The following is a 21,482-nucleotide window of genomic DNA, read 5'->3' as shown; positions in this document are numbered from 1 at the left end:
TTGCGGGAACAACAAGGTGACTTACTGACGTTGCATGAACAGATGTGCATTAGCGTGCACTGATCGCTGTAGACGCCACAGGGCCCAATAGCAGCGTGTCAAATTCGGTATCCAGCGTGATAGTGCCATTTTCGACGGTAGCTTCCGCGCCGGAGTAGTAATCTCTGACCAGAGTGCCCTCCGCAAATACCGCACCGGCAGCCACGGATTTTTTACCCACCGGCAACTCCAGTGCGACCATGACACGGTCATCGCCCAGGGTGCGGGAAAAGACATATGGCGTTTCACTCAGCTGCTGGTGCACCCCGGCCCCCACTGCCAGATGAGACTGGCGGAACTGGCCCAGCTTCTGCCAGTGGCTCAGGATCTCACTGGTGCTGGCCTGCTCGATACTGCGCCAGTCCATGGGTACGCGCATGGAGGCGTCGCCGTAGGCCTGTTCGTCGATCATCGGGCGGGCGATTTCGTCACCGTAGTAAATCTGCGCGGCCCCCGGGGCCAGCATCAGTTTCAGCGCGGCGCTTTTCACCTGCTTGCGCTCGCGATCGAAGGAGTGGTGGTCGTCGTGGGAACCGAGGTAATTTAGCACCGACACGCCTTTCAGCTCACCATCGTGCAGGATGCTGGAGTAGTCACTGAAAATACTCTCCATGTCCTGGGCTGCGTGGGCGGCAAAGCCCATATTGATCAGGCTGTCGAAACCGTAGTTGAAGAAATCCACCTTGCGGTCGCCAAAGTCATAGAAGCGGCCATCACTGCTGGCGAAATCCTTCACACCGTAGTGGTAAACTTCACCGACCATGAAGAACGCGCGATCGTCCAGCTTTTCCTGCGGGTTGTTGGCCTTCCACTCTGCCAGTGCCAGGCTGGCCTCCTTCTTCAAAAGCGCCCAGATTTCCGGCTCGACGTGTTTCACGGTATCGACACGGAAACCATCCACACCGTATTCGCGCACCCAGTCGGTCAGCCATTTGACGATGTAGTACTTCGGCGCGCGCGGGTAACCGGTGCGCTCAAAGAAGGCGTCCAGCTCGGCCACTTCCTGATCGAGACGACCCTCGCGCTGCCACTTTTCGGTGAGCTGCGGCGGCAGCTCTACCGGCTCCTCGCTTTCGGTCAGGATATCCGGCAGGTTGTCGGTGAGGGCGCACTGTACGTTCTGGGCAAAGCTGCTCCAGTCGCACTGGGGGTTGGTACGTACCCAGTCGGATGGCCACAACGGGTCCTCGCTGGTGACCGGGCCGGTGTGATTGATGATGACATCGAGAAGGATGCGCACACCCTTGCTGCGGGCGACCTGGATCAGCTCGGCCAGTTCTTCCTCGGTACCGAAGTTCTCGTCTACATTGGTCCAGTCTTTCGGCCAGTAGCCGTGGAAGGCATAGGTACGCTTGTCTCCTTCATCGAACCCGTGCACGTTCTCGATGATCGGCGACATCCAGATGGCATCCACACCCAGATCGGTGAAATAGCCCTCTTCCAGTTTCTGAATGACACCGCGCAGGTCGCCGCCATGGAAACCGCGCAGATGTGCCGCGTCGTTTTTGCGACCGTAAGACAGGTCATTGTCCGGATTGCCATTATGGAAACGGTCCGGAAGCATGAAGTAGATGGTGGCGTTATTCCAGAAGGGATCGACGGCCCCCTGCTTGACCTCGGTCAAGGCCGGGGCTGCCTGTTGCGCGGAAGATAGCGCTGTTTCCGCCGCCGTTGCTGCGGTTGAACGGGTGCCCTCATCGGAGCAGGCGGTCATGGTCAGCGCCGCGGCAGAAATCAGCGCGGCCAGTGCGTTCATTTTTCTCATTATCTTCTCTGCGTCGTTATCGAACGGTCATCACTGCAGCCTACTTTACCCACCTCCTCCCCGGTTTCATCCTCCCGGGGTGGGGCGTAGATGAAAAAAGCAGCGGCCGGTGATAGGCTTGACTACCCGTCCGCGGGGCCGCCCAGATGCCCTGACACCCCAAAATCAGGGCGCCAATAATAATGGGGCGGAGCGTCTGCGTTGGAGAAGAATACCTATTGCGCAGAGAGAGAACTTAGGGAAACAGATTTCTAATTTGAAGGAGTGAACATGCAGGACAAACCTGTCGTATTCGTAGTCGTAGACCCCAACGATGACCGCCACGTCGCCCTGGAGCGCGCCCTGGCCACCGCCCGTGAGCGCAACCCGCAGCCGAAGCTGGCGGTATTCGTGGCCGTGGATGGCGAAGCCGTCGACACCCGCGCGGTGAACGACCACCTGTTCCGCGACGAGTTCTGGTTCCGCGACCAGATTCGTAAACCGATTGAAGACGCAGGCGTGGAGTTCGAGATCAACGTCTGCTGGTCCAGCGACTGGCAGGGTGCCATCATCCAGGAATCCAAGCGTTACAACGCGGAAATGATCTACCTGCCGGTACACGCCCGCACCAGCAGCCGCCGCTTCACCTTCGCCGAATCCAAGTGGCAGGTGCTGAAGCACGCCAAGTGCCCGGTGGTACTGATCCGCCCGGGCGCGAAGGACCGCCGCAAAGTGGTACTGGCCACGGTCAACTACCAGGCTCAGACCAACCAGCAACGCCAGCTCAACCGCCAGATTACCGAGCGCGCCAACTATATCGCCGAGGTGTACGGTGCGGAGCTGCACCTGGTAAACGCCTATCTGGATTCCATGCTCTACCCGGACCGCGGCGCGCTGGCCAAACTGGCCGACAAGACCGGTGTTCCCACTGACCGCATCCACGTGAAGCAGGGCTACACCAACGAAGTCGTTGCCGAGATAGCCAAAGAGATCGACGCCGACGTGGTGGTGATGGGCACCCTGAACCAGTACGGCGAAACCGGCTCACTGCTGCGCGGCAACACTGCCGAGCGGGTGATTGGCTCTGTAGAGACCGATGTGATGGTGTGTAACGCGTTTACGACCACGGCACACTGATTGTCTTGCCTTCGGCCCCGTGTTCGCGGGGCCTCTCCATCCGCATCCCGGCTGATGCACCGTCTCGCCTTCCCGCCGTATAGTCTCACTATTGAGCAACGCCCTGGATACCCGCAAGAAATTGCTCATGGGACGGCAGCTGCCTGACCGTTCCCTGAATGAGGGTTTTCAGGCTTTGCATCAAGTCATCCATCTGTGTATCACTCAAAGCATCCGCGACCGGGTGATAATCCTCCGGCAGAATCCCCTGCCCGATCATCACCTGCTGCCAGGCCACCTCCGTGAAAAGATCATCGTAATCCCGGAACACTTTTCCGGTCGCGCGGAATAATTCCATTTTTTCCTGCAGCGTATGGGGCACCGTCATCGCTTCGCAATGACGCCAGAAATCACTGTCCCGACGTTGATTCGCCTTGTAGTGCAGGATAATGAAGTCTCTGATCCGCTCCATTTCGACACGGGATTGCCGATTAAATTCAGACACCTCTTGCCCTCGGATACCGTGGTGAGGGAAACACTTGATCAACCGAGTGGCAGCGGACTGCACGAGATGAAGGGAGGTGCTCTCCAAGGGTTCAAGGAAACCGCTGGCCAGCCCAAGACTCACCACATTCTTGCACCACTGCTCACGCCGGTATCCCGTTTTGAATGGAATGACTTTGGGTTCCGCCAGCGGCGTCCCCGGCAAGTTGCTCAGCAATCGTTCCCGCGCCTGCTCATCACTCCAGTGACCACTGGAAAACACCAATCCATTCCCAGTGCGATGCTGCAACGGTATCTGCCACTGCCAGCCACAGGCGTGGGCAATGGAACGGGTATAGGGTGCGATCTGCTCTTCCGACTCACTCGGCACCGCCATGGCGCGATCACAGGGCAGCCATTGCCCCCAATGCTCATATTCCACACCAAGGGTCTTTTCTATCAGCAGAGCAGCAAACCCGGAGCAGTCGATAAACAGATCACCATTTACCTCGCCACCATTTTCCATCCTCAGTGTCTCAACAAAACCGCTGTCACTGTTTCTTAATACGTCACAGACTTTGCCCTGTACACGTTGCACGCCATTACTCTCGCAGTAGCGGCGGAGAAATTGTGCGTACAGCGCCGCGTCAAAATGGTATGCGTAGGAGATTCCGGCGAGATTGGTATTCGGTATCGCTGCCAGCGGCGCAAATCGATTACACAGCGCCGCCTGATAGTTCAACGAATAGTCCCAAAATGAAGAGGTATCGCCCCGAGCGCGCGCGCGGAGCCAGTAATTGTAGAAATCACAAAATGGAAAATCTTTTCCGATTCCACCAAAGGCGTGCATGTAACTCGCCCCTGGTCGCGACCAGCCCTCAAACTGAATGCCCAGTTTGATCGTGCCATTGGTCTCTTGCAAAAACGCCTGCTCATCCAGGCCCAGAGCGCGATTGAAATTCTGTATCGGAGGGATAGTCGCTTCGCCGACACCAACAGTGCCGATCTGATCGGACTCCACCAGGACAACATCCAAAGTGCCGCGCATACTGCGAGCCACCAGCGCTGCCGTCATCCAGCCGGCGGAACCGCCACCGAGGATAACCAGCTTTTTTATTATTTTCTGATTCACGATATTTTCCGAAACTCTTCTAGTTTTTGTCAGTCATCACCTATCGCGTTCCCTGCACCCGGCTTGTAAATACACCTGCAAACAAAAAGGCCCCTGCAATCGAGATTACAGGGGCCATCGAGACAACTCAGTTACGCTTACAGCTCGTAGCTGAAGCCCAGCAGGTAGGTCTTACCATAGCTCTGGTAGTCACGAACCTGGAGGGCGTTGTCACCGCTCAATGTGGTGAAAGGCTCGTCCGTCAGGTTCTGACCCTGCAGGAATACAGACAGACCGTCGAGGCCGCTGATGTTGGACTCGGAGAAATCATAGCCGATTTGCGCATCGACAATGGTTTCACCCATTACGTCCACTTGTACGCTGTCGAAACCGACACCGAACACTTCGCCTTTGAAGTCATCGCGCTTACGCATGCTGACACGCGCGGACAGACCACGGTTGTCGTAATACGCCGTCATGGTCTGGATGCTGTCCGAGAGGCCCGGCAGCTCATACTCGTTGCCATTGGGGTCTTCAACGTCGGAAGACAGGCCAGTGTGACTTGCCAGCAGACCAAATCCATCCAGGCTTTCGTGGAACAGGTTGAACGGCAGAGTCGCTGCCAGCTCGTAGCCCTGCAGAGTGCCTCCGCCGCCATTGATCATGCCGTAGGCCGTCGCGGTGGAGTTTTCGGGGATTTCACCAGTGGCCGGATCCGCAACACCCGAGAAATCAACTTCGTAGTTACCATCGAAGTGCCATTGCTTCAGGTCTTTCCAGAACACGGCAACAGAGAAGTAACCCTCTTCACTGAAGTAGTTCTCGTAGGACAGGTCGACACCCACCGCTTCCTTCGGCTCCAGCAGCGGGTTACCACCGCTGATACTCCAGTTGTTGCCATTGGCATCCGGGGTCTGGTTGTAGCTCACTTCCACAGAGGCGTTCATCTGGTCCATGCGGGCACGGGAGATGGTCTTGGCGGCACCAAAGCGCAGAGTCTGGGATTCGGTCAGCTCAAGCGCCAGGTTCATGCTCGGCAGGAAATGTCCGTAGTCGTGGCTCAGATCTGTGGCTTCCGCAACCACCAGGCCATCGATCACCTGGCCACCGAAACCTTCAGACTGCTGCTCGGTATAAACGTAGCGCGCACCCAGATTACCCGTCAGCACCAGGCCAGCCACTTCACTTTCGAAGTTCGCCTGAGCAAATGCAGAGGTTACCGTTTCAGCAACGCTGTACGACTTGGTCAGATGCTGGATGCCGGTAAGGGATTCGTCGGTCAGGTCGTAGTAACCATCGCGCAGCATCGCCGCCGCGTCGTAGGCGATCATGTCACCCATTCCGATGAAGTCGAGAGACGCACTGCCCAGACGGTACTCTTCCGGCACAATCAGAGTGCTGTTTTCAGTGGTGCCATCGAAGTTTGCCAGGGTCATGTAGTAACCCTCGGAGCGCTTCACCTTCTCGCGGTCGCGGTAGGACACACCGTAGGAAATCTCGTTTACCGGGCCCAGTTCAACCAGCTGAGTTGCAGCCAGTTTCAGCTGGGTCAGCTCGTCGTCGATCTCCGGTGTATTGAGGAAGCCATCCTGAGCAGCGTTTTCGTAATCAGTACCCGCCAGATTGTACTTGTCGTTCAGGGCAGCACTCCAACCCCAGGTCAGTGGGCCACCCAGCTGAATCAGGTCAAAGTCGCTGTAATCCAGCTCGTGGGTAAACTGGGCACCGGTGTTACCCGGGCGGAATGTGTAGCTCAGGTTATCCGCGACACCTTCACTGTCGCCACGGCCGGTACCGGAGTAGCTTTCGAAGCTCCAGATCTCACGCTCTACTTTGGAGTGGCTCGCGTCGAATTCCAGCTGGAGTGTATCGGTGAAATCGTACTTGGTGTTGACACCAAAAGAATTCATTTCCGCCTTGCGGGACTCCAGGTCATTCCGCACGACCACGCGTTGGCCATCAGTGCTGGCGCTGGTCAGGAAGCCAGAGGCGGGATCCGCATCGGCAAAGTCGGCGGACAGGCTGCCCTGCCCCCAGGCGAAGGGAATTTCGATACCGCGCAGGATGCGTTCATCTTCGAAATCTACGTAGAGCGCATCGAAGGTAGTGTGCAGTTTTTCGTTCGGCTGCAGCTCAACCACCAGCATGGCGCTGTCACGATCCAGGACCGAGGAACGCACAAAAGGCTTGGCACCGCCGAGGATGGAATAGTTCTCACCATCCACTTCAAATTCAGGGTAGCCCCAGGAGTTCCAGCGCTCTTCCTGGCTCGGAGAGCTCATGGTGTTGAAGGCAAACGCCACACCGACAGTGTCATCGGCGAACTGATCGATATAGGAGAAGGTTGCGCGCTGGCCCTGGTCTTCGCCGTCCGGGTTCAGCTTGCCGAAGCTGGTCTGCTCCATTTGCGCATTGAACTGAATGGTGCGCTCACCACGCTCCAGAGGCTTGACGGTCTGCATGTCGATGACACCGGCAATGCCTTCAGCTTCCAGGCTCGCCTGCGGTGTCTTGTAGACGGTTACACCGGCCATGATTTCAGAGGGGTAGAGGTCAAACTCTACACCGCGGTTATCACCAATGGACACCTGCTCGCGGCCATTAAAGGTAGTGGCGCTTTCGTTTTCACCAAATCCGCGGATAGATACCTTACTGGCACGGCCATCCAGGCGCTGGGCCGCCAGGCCCGGCAGACGGGAAAGAGACTCGGCGATTGAGGAATCCGGCAACTTGCCGATATCTTCTGCAGAGATTGCTTCGACTACGCCCTTGGCATCGCGCTTGGTGCCGATGGAATCCTGCAGACTCTTGCGGAAACCGGTAACGGTAATTTCTTCCAGGCTGGTGCTGGCATCTTCCTGGGCAAATACGCCTACGGATGTCACGGACGCGGCAATGGCTGCAGACAGCAGTGCCGGCCGGAAACGTTTGTTAGTCAGACTCATCATCTTCTCCCTTGGACTTATCGTTATGGTGAGTAATGCCATCCTAGGCTTACCCGAAGTCCTTATCCTCCACCCCCATGGGGGGAGGAGGGGGGAGAAGCTGGGGCCGGCAGAGGGGTAGAGGGATGGAAGGGCCGACCCAGATCACCATATGGTGGGAGATTATACGGACTGAACAAACTTTGTTCAGCTCCGAATGTGCGAAAAGGCTGGAGAACCGGCCGGTCAGCGCTCCAGCCAGGCGGCGGCGCCGATCAGCGCCGGATAGCCCGCTTTCAGCACTTCCACCCGCACACCGTTCAGCCAGTCGCTCAGGCGCCCCTTATTGGTAAAGCGCTGCTCGAACTGGCTTTCCGGCAGCAGAGCTTCAATGCGCGGAAGCACACCGCCGCCCAGAAAGATGCCGCCGCGAGCCACATAATAGAGGGCCGCGTCGCCGGCGGCGCTGCCGAGGAAGTTGAGGAAGTCGATCAGGGTTTCCCGACACAGGGGATCGGAGCCGTCCAGACCGCGGCTGCTCACATCCGGCGGAGTGAAGTCTTCCGCCGGGCGGCCGTGCAGGGCCGCTACCGCCCGGTACAGATTGACCAGCCCGCCACCGCTCAGTACATACTCGTTGTACACCGGCATCTGTTGACGCGCGAGGATCTGCAGCAGCTCCAGCTCGCGCTCACTGCCCGCGGAGAGATTGGCGTGGCCGCCCTCTCCTGGCACCACCCGGTAAGCACCCGCTTCGTGGATGATGGCGGCCACCCCGAGACCGGTGCCGGGGCCGAGCACCGCCATGCAGCCATTCGCTTCCGAGGGCACATCCCGCAGGGCCCACTTGTCTTCGCCCTGCAACCGCGGCAAGGAGAGCGCCAGAGCGGCGAAGTCATTGACCACCAGAGCGCGGTCCAGCTCGAAGCGCTTGCACAGCTCTTCAGCGCGAATATCCCAGCCGAGGTTGGTCATGGTGACACGGCCACCCTCGGGGGTCTTTTCTACCGGCCCGGCCACGGCGACACAGGCTTCGCTGGGGCGCGCCTGTTCCAGGCCTTCCAGCCACTGCCCCATGGCGGTATAGAAGTCGTCAAATTTGGCGCAGTTCACCACGTGAATGGCTTCCAGCCGATAGCCGCCCTGGTGCGGATGGGCAATGGCGAAGCGGGCATTGGTGCCGCCGATGTCCGCAACAATTCTGGTCATGACGCTTTCCTTTTAGGTTCCGAGTAGCTTCCGGGGCTGGACAGGTTCAGAGGATAGGGATTACCGCCCCAAAAAAGGCGCTATAAGGTAATGATTTGCCAACAAAAACTCCAGCCCTGGCGGGTGTAGGAGAGCGAAATATGGGGGGATGAGGCGCCGATAGCATCCTATCGCGGACATTCGATTGCGCGGGGAGGCCAGCGCTGTGACCCGTTAGTGGAAAAAAGTCCGGCAGGTGTTCCCTGCCGGCCCTGCCAATGTGGAAGGTCGACGAGATTTTCCCCTCAACGGGAGAAGAGAGAGATGTCGGGAAGCACATCGGCGTATGCCCGCCCTTGCTCCCGATAGGCCCAGTTTCCTGAACCGCCTCTTTTGCGTCGCCCCACTTTGAAAGATTCCGCAAACTGGACTGTGTCACTTTGCGCAATTCCACAAACCGGGATGGTAGCAGTGGTGCCGCCGCCGGCCTGCGCGCTCCTCCCCCGGAGGGAATTCTCATATACTGCCATCCCTGAATCCCATAAAAATATAACAACAACCACAAGAACCGTTCGGCGATGTCTCAATGAAACAATACATCTTCAATATCCACGACGTGGTCCTGTTGATGACGGCGGCCGAGTGCCTGCTGCTTGCGGTATTCCAGTCAATCCTGCCCACCCGCGCCCGCCACGATGGCCGTTTGCTGACAGCGTTTCTGCTGATCATTGCCGTTGCATCCGGCTGTACCCTGCTGCTGTGGAATGATCAGTTCACTCTTGCTCCCTGGTTCGAGCAAACGGCACTGCCGTACCTGCTGTTTGCAACGCTCTTGCTGAAGGGGCCTGCGATTTACCTGTATGTCTGCTCGCTGACCCGGCAGAAGCTGAGTTTTACACCGAACATGGCGATACACCTGCTGCCGACACTGCTGGTGCTGCTGTGTATTGCGCTGTTCGGTATATCCAGCAGTGACCTGCGCAATGCCCACAACCTAGAGCAGGCACTCCCCGCCTCTTTTATTGAACTGATCTGGGATCTGGCTTCGCTGGTGCCCTTTGCCTATGCAGTTGCGGCATTGCTGCAGCTGCGCCGCTACCGCCACGCCTTGAAAGACGAGTATTCGCATATCTCCGAAGTGGAGCTGCACTGGCTGTCGGCACTGGTATGGGGCGTATGCATCGCCTGGGCCTGGACCATGGTGGTGCACGTCGTGGCCAAATTCTCCAGCGAAGTGGTGGCGGACTATATGGGTATTGCCGACAACTATCTGTCGTTCATCCTGATCAACGCGTTTTTTGCCTATAGCCTGACGTACGCGCACCAGCTACTGGTTACCCAGCCCACAGAGGAAACGCCCGAGGTGAATGCGGAGGAGGAGCCCTCCGAGCCGGCCATAGAGAAGGTCCGCAATGCCATGGAGCAGGATAAGATTTTTCTCAAAAAAAACCTGAACCTGGAACAGTTTTCCGACCGGATCGACCTGCCCCCCAAAGAGGTTTCCGCGGTCATCAACAAGCATTTCGGAACCAATTTCTTTGAATTCGTGAACCGCTACCGGGTAGAAACCGCCAAGGCGCTGCTGGCCAACCCGGACAAGGCCGATATGACGGTACTGGATGTGCTGCTGGAATCCGGCTTCAACAGCAAGTCGGCATTTCACCGGTTTTTCAGTCGGTTGGTGGGCATGTCCCCCACCGAGTTCCGGAAACAGGCGCTTGCCGCTCAGGCACCCCCACCGCCTCCCTGACGGGATGTCCCTCCCGGGGTGCGCTCGGAGTTGATAGAGGAAAGCGTGCGATCGCAGGGTTTGTGAAAGGATGGGCAACCGCAGGCTGCTGCCCGACTCCGGTTGCCACCGGCAGGATGCCTGGCAACCGGAGCGCACGGGGGGGGATCAGACTATCCGCAGTGAATATCCGCGCTGGCCTGGGACGCGATACGGACGTTGTGCACGGTCATATCCAGGGCACCGGCGGTGCGCACATAAAAGGGGGACAGTACCATATCCATTTTCGCCCCACCGTTAGCCAGGCACTGCAGGTCGACGCTGACCGTGCGCCATTCGCCAGGTACCGCGCCCTTCAGAACATCGGTAATCGGCTGTTCCGCGCCACAATCCTGGCCACAGAAAACACCGAGATTGACCGCATCGCTGGGTGCACCATCGACTTTCACATCGAATACCAGTGCACCCTGATTCTGCAGATAACCGGTGAGGTCGGTACGGCTGTTGGCAAAGAAGCCGGCCACAGCGCTCCCTTCCCCGCTCCATTGCAGACGGCGGCTGTCTTCCTGCACATTGCGATCCACCGACTGCACGCTGATGCCCTGCAAACGGGAAACACTGCTGGCAATGACCGTCTGATTGTTTCCGGCATCGGTCACCTGCAGACGCCACGGATCCAGCGCGCGTCCATTAAACACCGCCAGGGCCTCATCGCCGCGGGATACCGCCAGGCCACTGTTTTCCGGCAGTGCAGCAAGCTGCACGGACTGACCGTAGTCGAGGCCGTAGCCGTATTGGAATTGCGCCAGCTCGGTATTTTCACCGCGATTTCGCACCACTGGCTGCGCATCATTGGGCCAGGAGAACGTCAGCTTCCCTTTGAAATCGTGGTTCACCGCGCCCTTGTCATCGCGAAGAATAACGTCGGCCACACCGCCACCTTCCGTGCCCGGTTGCCAGATCACGGCAAACGCATCGGAAGCATTGATCTCTGGGTTTACCCACAACGGACGCCCGGTAATAAACAGGGAGACGACCGGGATACCCTCGGCTTTCAGCCGCTGCATCAACGCCAGATCCGCATCCCCCGGATAGTCGAGGTTCGATACATCCCCCTGCATTTCCGCATAGGGATCTTCGCCAAAGACCACAATGGCCACATCGGGTTTCTGGCGATAGCGGCCATCAACCGATAGCTCAGCAACCCCACCGGCACCGGACACTGCCTCGGCGATGCCAGCGTATATCGAGGTCGCACCGGGGAAGTCGGCGTTTTCGTTGCCGGTACCCTGCCAGGTAATACTCCAGCCCCCGGATTGTTTGCCGATATTGTCGGCGCCGTCTCCGGTCACCAGAATTCGCTGGTTGCGCGCCAGGGGCAGCAATCCGTGGTTGTTCTTCAGCAGCACCAGTGACTCGCGCACGGCCTGACGGGCCACAGCCCGGTGTGCCGGCGCGCCGATCAAGGATTCATCCGCCGCATAGGCCCGGGTCGATGGTGCACCGGCGTCAAACAGTCCCGCACGCAACTTGACCCGCAGGATCCGCCGCACCGCGTCGTCCAGACGCTGCGGGGAAATGTCTCCGCTTTTGGCCTGGGCCACGGTGTTGGCGTACAGGGTTTTCCAGCTGGGGTCCGGGGCCATAAACATATCCAGGCCGGCATTGACCGCCTGGGGACAACTCACATTGGAGCAGCCATTGACAAACTGATGGCCGGCCCAGTCGCCGACCACGAATCCATCAAATCCGAGACGCTCTTTCAACACATCGGTGAGCAGGTATTTGTGCCCGTGCAGTTTTTCCCCGTTCCAGCTGCTGAACGACGCCATGACGGTCTGAACGCCGGATTCAATGGCAGAGAAGTAACCCTGCGCATGAACCTCGATCAACTCTGCTTCCGACATGATTGCATCACCGCGGTCGATGCCGTTTTCGGTTCCGCCATCGGCGATAAAATGCTTGGCTGTGCTCACCACCCGCTTGGGTGCGAACAGCGCATCACTGTCGGGGCTGCCCTGCAGCCCCTCCACCAGCCGACCGCTGTAACTGCGCACGATCTGTGGATCCTCCGAGTAGGATTCGTAGCTGCGGCCCCAGCGGTCATCCCGGGTGACCGCCAGTGTGGGGGCGAAGACCCAATCGATACCGGTGGCCGAGACTTCCGCCGCGGTCACCGCGCCAATCTGACGCATCAGTTCGGGGTTTTGCGTGGCGCCAAGGCCGATATTGTGTGGAAACAGGGTCGCACCGATCACATTGTTGTGGCCGTGCACCGCGTCGGTACCCCAGATGATCGGGATCGCAACGCCGCCGTCACTGGTATCCATGGAGGCGTGATAGAAAGCATCCGCAAGCGCCACCCAGTCGGCCACACTCGCGTGCTTGTCGTTATTGGGGAAGGCGCCACCACCATTCAGGATGGCGCCGAGGTGGTAGGCCCGGGCCTCTTCCGGAGTCACACTCTTGATCTCCGCCTGGATCATCTGGCCCACTTTCTCTTCCACCGACATCCGTTCGAGAAGATCGTCGATACGCGCCTCAATCGCCGGGTCTTGTGGAATACCGGGAGTGAGCGCCGGCCAGGCGGCGACGGATTCCCGGTTATCGCCAGCGCTGTGTCCCACTTTCGGCGCGGTCATGTTCTCTTCGCCGCAGCCGCTAAGCCCGGCCCCGGCTACCAGTGCGGAGATGACCCCCAGCAAAATTCGCTTTTTCATCGCCCTGCTACTCCTGTTCCCAGATTCCCACTTGTTTTTGTCGTGCTGTTAGTGCCGGATCCAGCCGGAAGACGGCGCTCAGCGCGCAGTCATCCCGACCATTGCAGGCTTCTTTGTACGGATTCCGGGAAAAAGGATCGTCCCACTTCCCCAACCCATCGCAAAATGGTGCAGACCACCTTTCCACTCTGCGTAGATCAGGAAAATGGGACGCGACAGACGGGCTGGGGCCGCCCGGAGTCTATCTAGCGGGTCCAGGTAATATTGTCGACCTGGAGGATAGCCCCCATCTGGTTGTCCCAGGTGGGCGAGATGACAAAGGGCGTGTTGACACTGCCGGCATTGAGGCCAGCTTCCACCAGATCCAGCACCGGTATCTGGAAATGCGTCCACTGATCCGGTGCGGGCATATCCAGAGGGTAGTCGCCGGAGGAGCAGGGATGGCCGCAATCCGCCCGGAAGGTCAATCCGGCAGCGCCGGTGTCCGCTGGCTCGTTGAGCACCCGCAGGTCAAACTCCACATAGGTGTAATCGCTCAGGTCGTAAGCGCTGTCGGACTGATAGAAACCAATCCCCTGATTGGTGTTGTAGGTGATCTGGGCGACCTGACCATAGTCGCCGCCAATGTCTTCGATGGTGTAGTTGATATCCCCGTGGGCGGTCCAGGTATACCAGGCGTATGGGGGTTTCGCCTCACCGTCAAAAATCACCAGCTCGTCGCCTTCACTGTCGGGCGCTTGCGGCGGCTCCAGACCGGGATTGTGGACAAAGTCGCCATCACTGCTGGCACACCCCTTGCCGGTCTCAACATTTTCCGTGCACTGGTATACCCGCACGTAATCAACCACATACTCCTGCGGGAACGCCGCTTCGTCGATGCCGGTATCGTTCACATTGGAAGGCCAGTCGCCTCCCACTGCAAGATTCAGGATCAGGTGGAATCGCTGATCAAAGGGGGCCAACGGGTTTTCCAGATCCGCAGTGGTATACCAGCCGGCGCTGGTCTGGGTAGCATAGTGGTCGCCATCGACATACCAGCGGATCTCTCCCTCTTCCCACTCTACCGCATAGGTGTGGAAGCCATCGGCGGGATTGAGACCACCGGGGATCTGATACGCCTCGCCGGAGTGCTTGTTACCGGGCCAGCTACCACCGTAATGCAGGGTCCCATAGATCCGGTCCTCACCGCCCACTTTCAGATTGACCGACTCGAGAATGTCGATTTCGCCAGACAGTGGCCAGCCGCCATACACCGAGTCGGTGGGCAGCATCCAGAAGGCAGGCCAGCTGCCCTGGCCGAAGGGCAACTTCGCGCGCATTTCAAAACGGCCGTATTTCCAGTCGCCCAGGTTCTTGGTACGCAGCCGGGCGGAGGTGTAGGTGCCGCTACCGGACGTGTCGTCCGGGTCGTAATTCGGATCGTCATCGACCGTGGAAGGACCCGTGGCATCTTCGCGGATCGCGCGAATATGCAGCATGTCGTCCGCCACCCAGGAATTTTCCGCAGCATCGGTATAGCACTGAGCCTCATTATTTCCGCCGCCGGTGCAATTTAGTTCGTGGGACCATTTTTCAGTGTCAATGGCATTGCCAGAAAATTCGTCGGCCCACACCAGGCAATAGCCGGAGTTCATCGGGTCTTCCAGACACTGCTCGGGGCGGGTATCCACTGCCGGCGGGTCAATTGTTTCCCCGATGTCACCATCGTTTGAACTGCCGTCTCCACACCCACCAACCGTTATCGCAACGGCGAGGGTGGAAATACGACTCAGAAATCTCGACATCGCTGTCTCCTTTTACTGTGGTTATTGTTATCCGTTTCGCTCCCGAGGGAGCGCCATGGTTGTAGCCCATTGTCACCATAGACGTCGCCCCACCTTCCACCGGTACAGAACCTGGGCCACGCAAACTTCAATAGCGGACACAAAAAAGGCGCGGAAAATGCTCCGCGCCCTTTGGTGTTGTACTCGAGGATTTGTACTTCGCCTCAGAGAGAGTTCAGGAAGTTCAGCAGGTCCTGCTGCTGAGCACCGCTGAGATTCTGATAGGCATCGTTGGAAGCCTGTCCCTCACCGCCGTGCCAGCGAATCGCCTCATCGATACTGCGTGCCCGACCATCGTGAAGATACCCGTGCTGCGGGGTACACACTTCATTGCCCTGACCGCCGCTTGGGTTTTCCACCCCACCGGTCACACAGGCCGACAAGCCCAGCCCCCAGAGTGCAGGCGTACGCCACTCTGCACCAGTGGCCTCACCTTCTCCCAGGTTATCCGCAAGCCCCGGCCCCATATCGTGCAACAGCAGATCGGTATAGGGGTGAATGGTCTGATTACGCAGTTCTGCAAAGGGATGCTGCGCACTGGTTTGGTGGGTGGGCGTATGACAGCTGGCGCACCCGATGTCCGTAAACAGCTGCTGGCCGCTTACCACTGAAGGGTCGTCATAGTTTCGTTGCGGGCGCACGCCGAGCAGGGCCACGTATTTGGTCAGGTCCTGCAGATGGCTATCGGCCAGCTCCGCACCGGACGCACCGCAGTCGTTCTGGCTGCTACCGCAATCCGGTTGCGGGAATACCGAAGTCATCACCCCCATATCCGTGTTGAGTGCTCGAGCCAGCTGGTGCCGGATACTGGCCACCCCGGCTTTCCAACCAAAGCGCCCCAGACGCGTGTCTCCGGTTTCCGGATCAATCACCCGGTTGACGCGCCCGGAAATTCCATCGCTGTCACTATCTTCAGGATCGGCCAGCGCAATCAGTACAGTTTCGTCGATGGCTTCCAGCAGCCCCATGCCCACAATGCTTGGGGCAATACGCGCGGAAAAGCGCTCCGGGACCACGCCGGTAAAGGCATAGTTCGGCGCGCGCAGGCCGTTCTGTTCGCTCCAGCTGGCGATGGAAACCTGTCCTTCACTGGCGGCGCCACTGCGTGCTTTCGGCTGCAATGCGGAACCCAGGTACGGATCGGGCGCACCACTGGCCGCTGCCACCTTGAAGGTCCATTTATCCAGAGGTTCGCCTACCGCTGCCGGTACCGCACGGCCATTGCGCTGGTGACAGCTGGCGCAACTGTCGTTGATATAGTGCGGCCCGGCAAGGCCTGTCATCGGTGCAAAGGGCGGATTATCAATGGGATTCTCATCGTGAACACCATCGACCGCAGAGCTGTGCAGAACCCGGCGACCACGCATAAACGGTTGCGCATTGTCGTAGCCAAGATTGGTGGCCATCTGCATATAGTGGTTATCCGTTTCACCGGAGGTCAGTGCGTGTATTGTGGTTTCGCCACCGAGCCATGCCGTCTCGGGAATTTTGACCGAGTCTTTTATTCCACCAAACGGTGTCGCGCCGCCAACATCCCAGGGAACCAGTCCCTCACCCACGATATACAGGAACGTAGTTCCGTAATAATTTGCACGACCGTTCGGCACGCTGGGGTCCAGAAACTGACTAATTTCAAACTCCAGCTTGTCACCCACCTGAATGTTGCGACCTTCCCGGCAGTTATAGGTACGCTCCTTGTAGTAGTTGTACTGATCGACAACCACCATCACTCCGTTGTCACAGTATTCCGCCACGGTGCCAACGCCACGATAAAACCAGCGATTCTCTGCTTCGGTATCACTCAGCTTGAACTGGGTGCGTACATTCATTCGCACCGAGTCCCCACCCTTGGCCACTTCATCAATAATTTCGATAGAAGCGGTGCGATCCTCCCAGTAAAAACTGAGGTAGTGATCGTACGCCTGGAACATATCTTCTTTCGCATGGCGATCACGAGCCCGGTCGGAAAAACGGGTTATCAACGCCGTTGGTGTTTCAACCGTGATGGCGGGTTCCAGAGGTGTACTGCCGTCATACAGGGGCACGATACTCCCCAGGTCAGCGCCGGAAGACGAACCGCCCGAGGAGGAGGAACTGCCGGAGGAAGTGCCACCGGAGGAGCTACTGGAACTGCCGCTACCGCTACCGCCGGAGCTACTGGAGCTACTGGAGCTACCGCCAGAGGAGGAAGAAGAAGAGGAGGAGGAAGAGGAAGAAGAAGACGAGGAAGAGCCCCCGGGCCCACTAAATACATAGTCCTTGGCCGGAATATTTTGCCCCACCCCCGCGGTTATTTTTGTAAAGGAAACCGTAACAAGATCGCCGTCGCTCAAACCGGGAATTGCGTAGGTCCATAAACCTGCAGACTCCTGCATTCGGACATTTATCTGACCACCGCCATTCACAGAGTAGTGCAGGTCTACGATGTCGCCACCGGTCACCCGTGCTTCAAAAGTGCTGTCATCCACTGCCAGCACACAGCCGGAATCACAGTTTGCAGGGCTGCCGAATACCCCCAGTTCCCAGATGGAATAACCCCAGTAGTTGCCGGCACTGCGGGTAAGCCCCTGAATGCGCACGTGCTGATAAATACCACTGACGTCGACGGTGTCGGTGCGATGCCCGAACTGGCCGCCGGTCTGCACGCTCAGGGTAGCCCAATCCACGCCGTTGTTGGAGCCCCAGATTTCATAGGTCTCGGGGTTGGCCGCTTCCCAGAAAATTTCAACCTGATCCAGGTCGTAGGGCTGACCGAGATCAAGGGCAATCCAGGAAGGATCGGTCTGTCCGGCGGACGCCCAACGGGTGCCGGTATCCCCATCAATGGCATTGTTCGCGGGGAGATCAGCAGTACTGGCAGAAACACTTGCGCCAGTTGCCAAGTTGGACTGTTGTGCCAGAACAGGCAGCGGAAATAGCAGTGCCAGAGCAACCGCAGTAGAGGTAATCAGGGGAATATCGGGCACAGGAACAGTGCCGCCCCTTTTGGTGAATAGACGCATGGTCGAGCCTCGCTTCATCATAATTTTTAATATTTGGAGCACGGGCGCAACAGCGCCCGTTTCGGTTCACCTCGAGTTTGAAACTAGTTACCCGGGGTGCCGAATGTCGTCCCACTTTGAGACTTCTCCAAACATGGTGCAAAGCAAGAGATCAAAAACGCCTACATGGTCACACTAACGCCGTTTTTGACCTGCAGTAGTGCTCAATAAATTCCATATGATTGGGCCAACTTTCTACCGTATCGCGAACCTGGCGACGAATACCGGCGAGAAAATTTGTCAGTTCGTGCTCACTCATCATATCGACGATCGGGTGATAACGCTTTGGCATCAACCCCTGGCCAAGCATGACCTGCAGCCAGGAACTTTCCCCAAATAACTCGGTGCCGTTCTGGTAAACGCGGCCGCTCTGCGCAAAAACCTCCATACGCCGTGTCAGTGACTCTGGAATCGCCATGCCCCGACAATGGCGCCAGAATTCCGAGTCGATGCGGTCCGTGAGCTTGTAATGAAGAATCACAAAGTCACGAACATTTTCCGTTTCCTCGCGGATCAGCTGGTTATATTCATCGACATCTGTCTGCACGATGCCGTCAGACGGAAAAAGAGTGAGCAAGCGCACAATACTGCGCTGAATAAGATGAATGCTGGTGGATTCCAGTGGCTCGATAAAGCCACTGGAAAGCCCTATAGCGATACAGTTTTTATTCCAGTGCAGACGACGGGTACCGGTGCGAAAGGGAATCACCCGGGGGGCGTTCAGCGGTTCACCCTCGACATTTTTCAGTAACAATTTTGTCGCCTGCTCTTCATCCATATAGTGGCTGCAATACACCAGGCCATTGCCCGTGCGGGACTGCAACGGAATGCGCCACTGCCATCCGGACTCCCTTGCGATGGATCGGGTATAGGGCACCGGGTTTTCAGACTTCCCGGTCTGCACAGCGACCGCGCGATCGCACGGCAACCAGTGCCCCCAGTCGTCAAATCCGGTATGTAATGCCTGATCGATCAACAATCCACGAAAACCCGTGCAGTCAATAAACAGGTCACCTTCCAGGGTTTCACCGTTCTCCAGCCGCAGGGACTGGATATATCCGCTGTGATGATCCAACTGCACCTGATCGATCTTTCCTTCAATGCGCACTACGCCGTATTTTTCTGCCAGCGTGCGTAGATACTTTGCGTACAGGCTCGCATCAAAGTGATAGGCATGGGTGCGCTCACTGCGCGGCGACACGGCGTAGCGCCCCATTCGTGCCGCGAGATGTTCCCTGGTGTAATCGCCAATGTCGTGTGCGATACCCAATTCCCGACCTCGGACCCAGAAGTGGCTGAAATTGCACGCCCAGCAATCCTTACCGGCGGCACCAAAGGAGTGGATGTAGTCCTGACCGGTTTCCTTCCAGTTTTCGAAGGCGATCCCCAGTTTGAAGGTGGCATTGGTCGCCGCCATCATTTCCCGCTCGTCGATTCCGAGAAGCTGATGGAAAAGGTGCAGAGTGGGGATGGTTGCCTCGCCCACTCCCACGGTACCGATGGTCTCGGATTCGACCAGGCGGATATCCAGGTTTTTTCCCAGCAACTTCGCCAGCGCAGCGGCGGCCATCCAGCCCGCGGTTCCACCGCCAGCAATCACCACCTTGCGGATTTTTCTCGTTGTGTTCACAGGTGCACTCTCTCTTTTATTTTCAGATGTTTCTGCAAGCTTCTGTGCTTAACGTTTCAGATCATTCTGTAGCCTGGCCCGCAGCTGCATCGCCATTTCCAGTGACAGGGGCTGTGCGAGCACTCCCCGCGCGGCAGGCTCGATATGTTCTGCTCGCTCGGGCTCGGCGTCGAATACGTAATAATCAAACAGTGCCCGCCACGCCGCCCGCTGGTGGGCTGGCAGGTCACGCAGCCCCAGCACTGCGTGCATCAACGCGTTGGTTGGGCGGCCCAGGTAGGCGGCGGAGTCGCGCCACCAGTGGGTATAGAGCACATTCAGCGTATCCAGACTTTCCACGTGATGCCACCACATTCCCGGGATATACAGGGCATCCCCCGGGTTCAGCTCGGCGAGGTATGCGCTGTCGAGCGCCTTGCGGAAACGGGGGAAGCGCGTGAAGTCCGGCTGGTAAAAATCCACCAGGCTGATTTCCTGTCCACCCGGGGCAAACTCCAGGGGTCCCGGGTACAGATTGGCAATCTGCTCCGGAGGCAGCAGAGTGAAGCGTCGTCGCCCGGCAATATTGCAGGCCAGATTATTGGGGAAGTCGTAATGGGCGGCGATGCGAACGCGGTTCCCGAGCCACAGAGACCCGATGGGAGAAACACCGGCGACACCGGCATTATTTTCTCCGGCAAACGTTGGAAACCAGTAGGAAACCTCGCTGGACGGCATATAGCGCATAGGTTTCTGCGCACTCTGCGCAGTGGACAGGATATCATCCAGTAACGCGTCCAGAGGCACTCTGCGGGATTCAAAATTGAAGCCAGTGAGATCCTCGTTGTAAAACACCCGTCCTTCCGTTTCCGGGGCGCCATAGCACCCATTCACCGGTTGCCCACTGTAGTGGTTCAGAAGGTATTCCACCATTTTCTCCGCGGACTGCGTACCGGCGCGCACCGCGGGAAAATGGGCGCAGTAATTGCGCAGAATGCGAGGGCGGGTGACGCCGCTCAGAGACTCGAGCACATTGTCCGGCGTAATCTCATGGGTTTCATCGGCGACCGCCAGATCTGCGGTCTCAATAAATGGCTGTACGCACGCATTCATTGCATCATCTCCGGTCAGGTTATCCCCCACAGCAGCGGCGATTCTTCTCATCGATCAGTTGCCGCATCTGCGACTGGGACGCCAGCACCATATAGATGGCCTCCAGGAACCCTGCCTGATGGAGCTCACTGAGGTCTTCCGCATTCAGTGCGCGCAGACGCGGCTCATCAATGGTGTAGAAACCCTTCAACTGATTGGTTTCGCCGTTGTTCAGGGTGATGTCCATGGTGCAGGGTTCTAGCAATCCGTGAATCTGCAGCTGGCGGATAAACTTTTCGCTCTGTTCGACTCCCTGGTGGATCGCTTCCAGCATCTCCGACACGCCATCGAGAAACGGAGAACTCCCTCCGTATTCCAGAAACAAAGGCTCCCCACGCTTACGGTTGACCCGGGGATTATCCAGGTCGATGTGAATGACACGCCGTGTTTTCTGTATGCCGTCTTCCACAAAGTGCTGGCGGCCAATCAGGAATGGTTCGCGACGAATGGTCAGGGGAAGATAGGCCGCGGCCCAGTGGCCATCGCGAAGGTAGAGGTTTTCACCGGGCTCGAAACCAAGCAACACCAGTGGAAAAAAGCTACCGGTGCTGGCATCCCGCTGAAAAAATATTGGGTACTGCCCCTGTAGGGCGCGAAACTCCAGAGGAAATGTGAGTGCATACCAGACATCATCACCCAGTTCTGCAGAGCGTTCGGTTTGTACCCGGAGATCACGGTGCTCCACGTTATTCAGCAATACCGCGTTTGTCATACTACGTTTTTTCCCGTTTTTTATTCTCTGAATTCCCGCTGTGCAGGGAAATACCAGTCTGTTTCGTATAAAAAAAGCCGCTGATCTAACG

Annotated in this window: 12 protein-coding genes; 2 read left to right on the top strand and 10 right to left on the bottom strand. The window is 57.9% G+C overall.

Going from position 1 to position 21,482, the window contains the following annotated elements:
- Positions 1-49: 49 nt before the first annotated feature.
- The gene (locus LRR79_RS05405) at positions 50-1,804 is read right to left on the bottom strand and encodes an alpha-amylase family glycosyl hydrolase (RefSeq protein ID WP_231759380.1); all 1,755 of its coding nucleotides are present in this window, start codon (positions 1,802-1,804) and stop codon (positions 50-52) included.
- Positions 1,805-2,074: 270 nt separating this feature from the next.
- Here LRR79_RS05405 and LRR79_RS05400 point away from each other — a divergent pair, with 270 nt between their 5' ends.
- Entirely contained in the window at positions 2,075-2,920 is an 846-nt protein-coding gene (locus LRR79_RS05400) for a universal stress protein (protein ID WP_231759379.1), read from the top strand.
- An 88-nt stretch (positions 2,921-3,008) separates the two neighbouring features.
- Here the strand turns inward: LRR79_RS05400 and LRR79_RS05395 are convergent, their stop codons facing one another.
- The 3 genes from LRR79_RS05395 to glk form a co-directional block, all read right to left on the bottom strand.
- Positions 3,009-4,514, bottom strand: a complete 1,506-nt coding sequence (locus LRR79_RS05395) for a tryptophan halogenase family protein (RefSeq protein ID WP_322790440.1) — start codon at positions 4,512-4,514, stop codon at positions 3,009-3,011.
- A gap of 137 nt (positions 4,515-4,651) precedes the next feature.
- Positions 4,652-7,441, bottom strand: coding sequence for a TonB-dependent receptor (locus tag LRR79_RS05390; protein WP_231759378.1), 2,790 nt, complete (start codon positions 7,439-7,441; stop codon positions 4,652-4,654).
- Between the two features lie 222 nt (positions 7,442-7,663).
- Positions 7,664-8,626, bottom strand: coding sequence for a glucokinase (gene glk / locus LRR79_RS05385; protein ID WP_231759377.1), 963 nt, complete (start codon positions 8,624-8,626; stop codon positions 7,664-7,666).
- 565 nt (positions 8,627-9,191) lie between these two features.
- Between glk and LRR79_RS05380 the strand changes: the two genes are divergently transcribed.
- Complete coding sequence (locus LRR79_RS05380; RefSeq protein WP_231759376.1) at positions 9,192-10,355, top strand: helix-turn-helix domain-containing protein; 1,164 nt, start codon at positions 9,192-9,194, stop codon at positions 10,353-10,355.
- Positions 10,356-10,507: 152 nt separating this feature from the next.
- Here LRR79_RS05380 and LRR79_RS05375 read toward each other — a convergent pair whose 3' ends face one another.
- From LRR79_RS05375 to LRR79_RS05350, 6 genes are all read right to left on the bottom strand, one after another.
- Positions 10,508-13,054 (bottom strand): glycoside hydrolase family 3 protein, encoded by a 2,547-nt coding sequence (locus tag LRR79_RS05375; RefSeq protein WP_231759375.1) that lies wholly within the window; start codon positions 13,052-13,054, stop codon positions 10,508-10,510.
- Between the two features lie 245 nt (positions 13,055-13,299).
- Positions 13,300-14,838 (bottom strand): glycoside hydrolase family 16 protein, encoded by a 1,539-nt coding sequence (locus LRR79_RS05370; protein ID WP_231759374.1) that lies wholly within the window; start codon positions 14,836-14,838, stop codon positions 13,300-13,302.
- Between the two features lie 203 nt (positions 14,839-15,041).
- Positions 15,042-17,843 (bottom strand): di-heme oxidoredictase family protein, encoded by a 2,802-nt coding sequence (locus LRR79_RS05365; RefSeq protein ID WP_231759373.1) that lies wholly within the window; start codon positions 17,841-17,843, stop codon positions 15,042-15,044.
- Between the two features lie 205 nt (positions 17,844-18,048).
- A complete protein-coding gene (locus tag LRR79_RS05360; protein WP_269455102.1) occupies positions 18,049-19,548 on the bottom strand; it encodes a tryptophan halogenase family protein in 1,500 nt (499 codons plus the stop codon).
- Between the two features lie 48 nt (positions 19,549-19,596).
- Entirely contained in the window at positions 19,597-20,640 is a 1,044-nt protein-coding gene (locus LRR79_RS05355; RefSeq protein ID WP_231759372.1) for a cupin-like domain-containing protein, read from the bottom strand.
- Positions 20,641-20,659: 19 nt separating this feature from the next.
- On the bottom strand, positions 20,660-21,391 hold the full coding sequence (locus tag LRR79_RS05350; protein ID WP_231759371.1) for a SapC family protein: 732 nt from the start codon (positions 21,389-21,391) through the stop codon (positions 20,660-20,662).
- Positions 21,392-21,482: the final 91 nt, after the last annotated feature.

Source organism: Microbulbifer elongatus (assembly GCF_021165935.1).
GTDB classification, from domain to species: Bacteria; Pseudomonadota; Gammaproteobacteria; order Pseudomonadales; family Cellvibrionaceae; genus Microbulbifer; species Microbulbifer elongatus.
Note: the sequence above shows the minus strand (reverse complement) of the source record. Positions and strands in the feature narration are given on the sequence as shown.

Coding starts and splice junctions, on each gene's coding strand:
- LRR79_RS05405 (WP_231759380.1), bottom strand. CDS start 1,804: ATGAGAAAAATGAACGCACTGGCCGCGCTGATTTCTGCCGCGGCGCTG.
- LRR79_RS05400 (WP_231759379.1), top strand. CDS start 2,075: ATGCAGGACAAACCTGTCGTATTCGTAGTCGTAGACCCCAACGATGAC.
- LRR79_RS05390 (WP_231759378.1), bottom strand. CDS start 7,441: ATGATGAGTCTGACTAACAAACGTTTCCGGCCGGCACTGCTGTCTGCA.
- glk (WP_231759377.1), bottom strand. CDS start 8,626: ATGACCAGAATTGTTGCGGACATCGGCGGCACCAATGCCCGCTTCGCC.
- LRR79_RS05380 (WP_231759376.1), top strand. CDS start 9,192: ATGAAACAATACATCTTCAATATCCACGACGTGGTCCTGTTGATGACG.
- LRR79_RS05375 (WP_231759375.1), bottom strand. CDS start 13,054: ATGAAAAAGCGAATTTTGCTGGGGGTCATCTCCGCACTGGTAGCCGGG.
- LRR79_RS05370 (WP_231759374.1), bottom strand. CDS start 14,838: ATGTCGAGATTTCTGAGTCGTATTTCCACCCTCGCCGTTGCGATAACG.
- LRR79_RS05355 (WP_231759372.1), bottom strand. CDS start 20,640: ATGAATGCGTGCGTACAGCCATTTATTGAGACCGCAGATCTGGCGGTC.
- LRR79_RS05350 (WP_231759371.1), bottom strand. CDS start 21,391: ATGACAAACGCGGTATTGCTGAATAACGTGGAGCACCGTGATCTCCGG.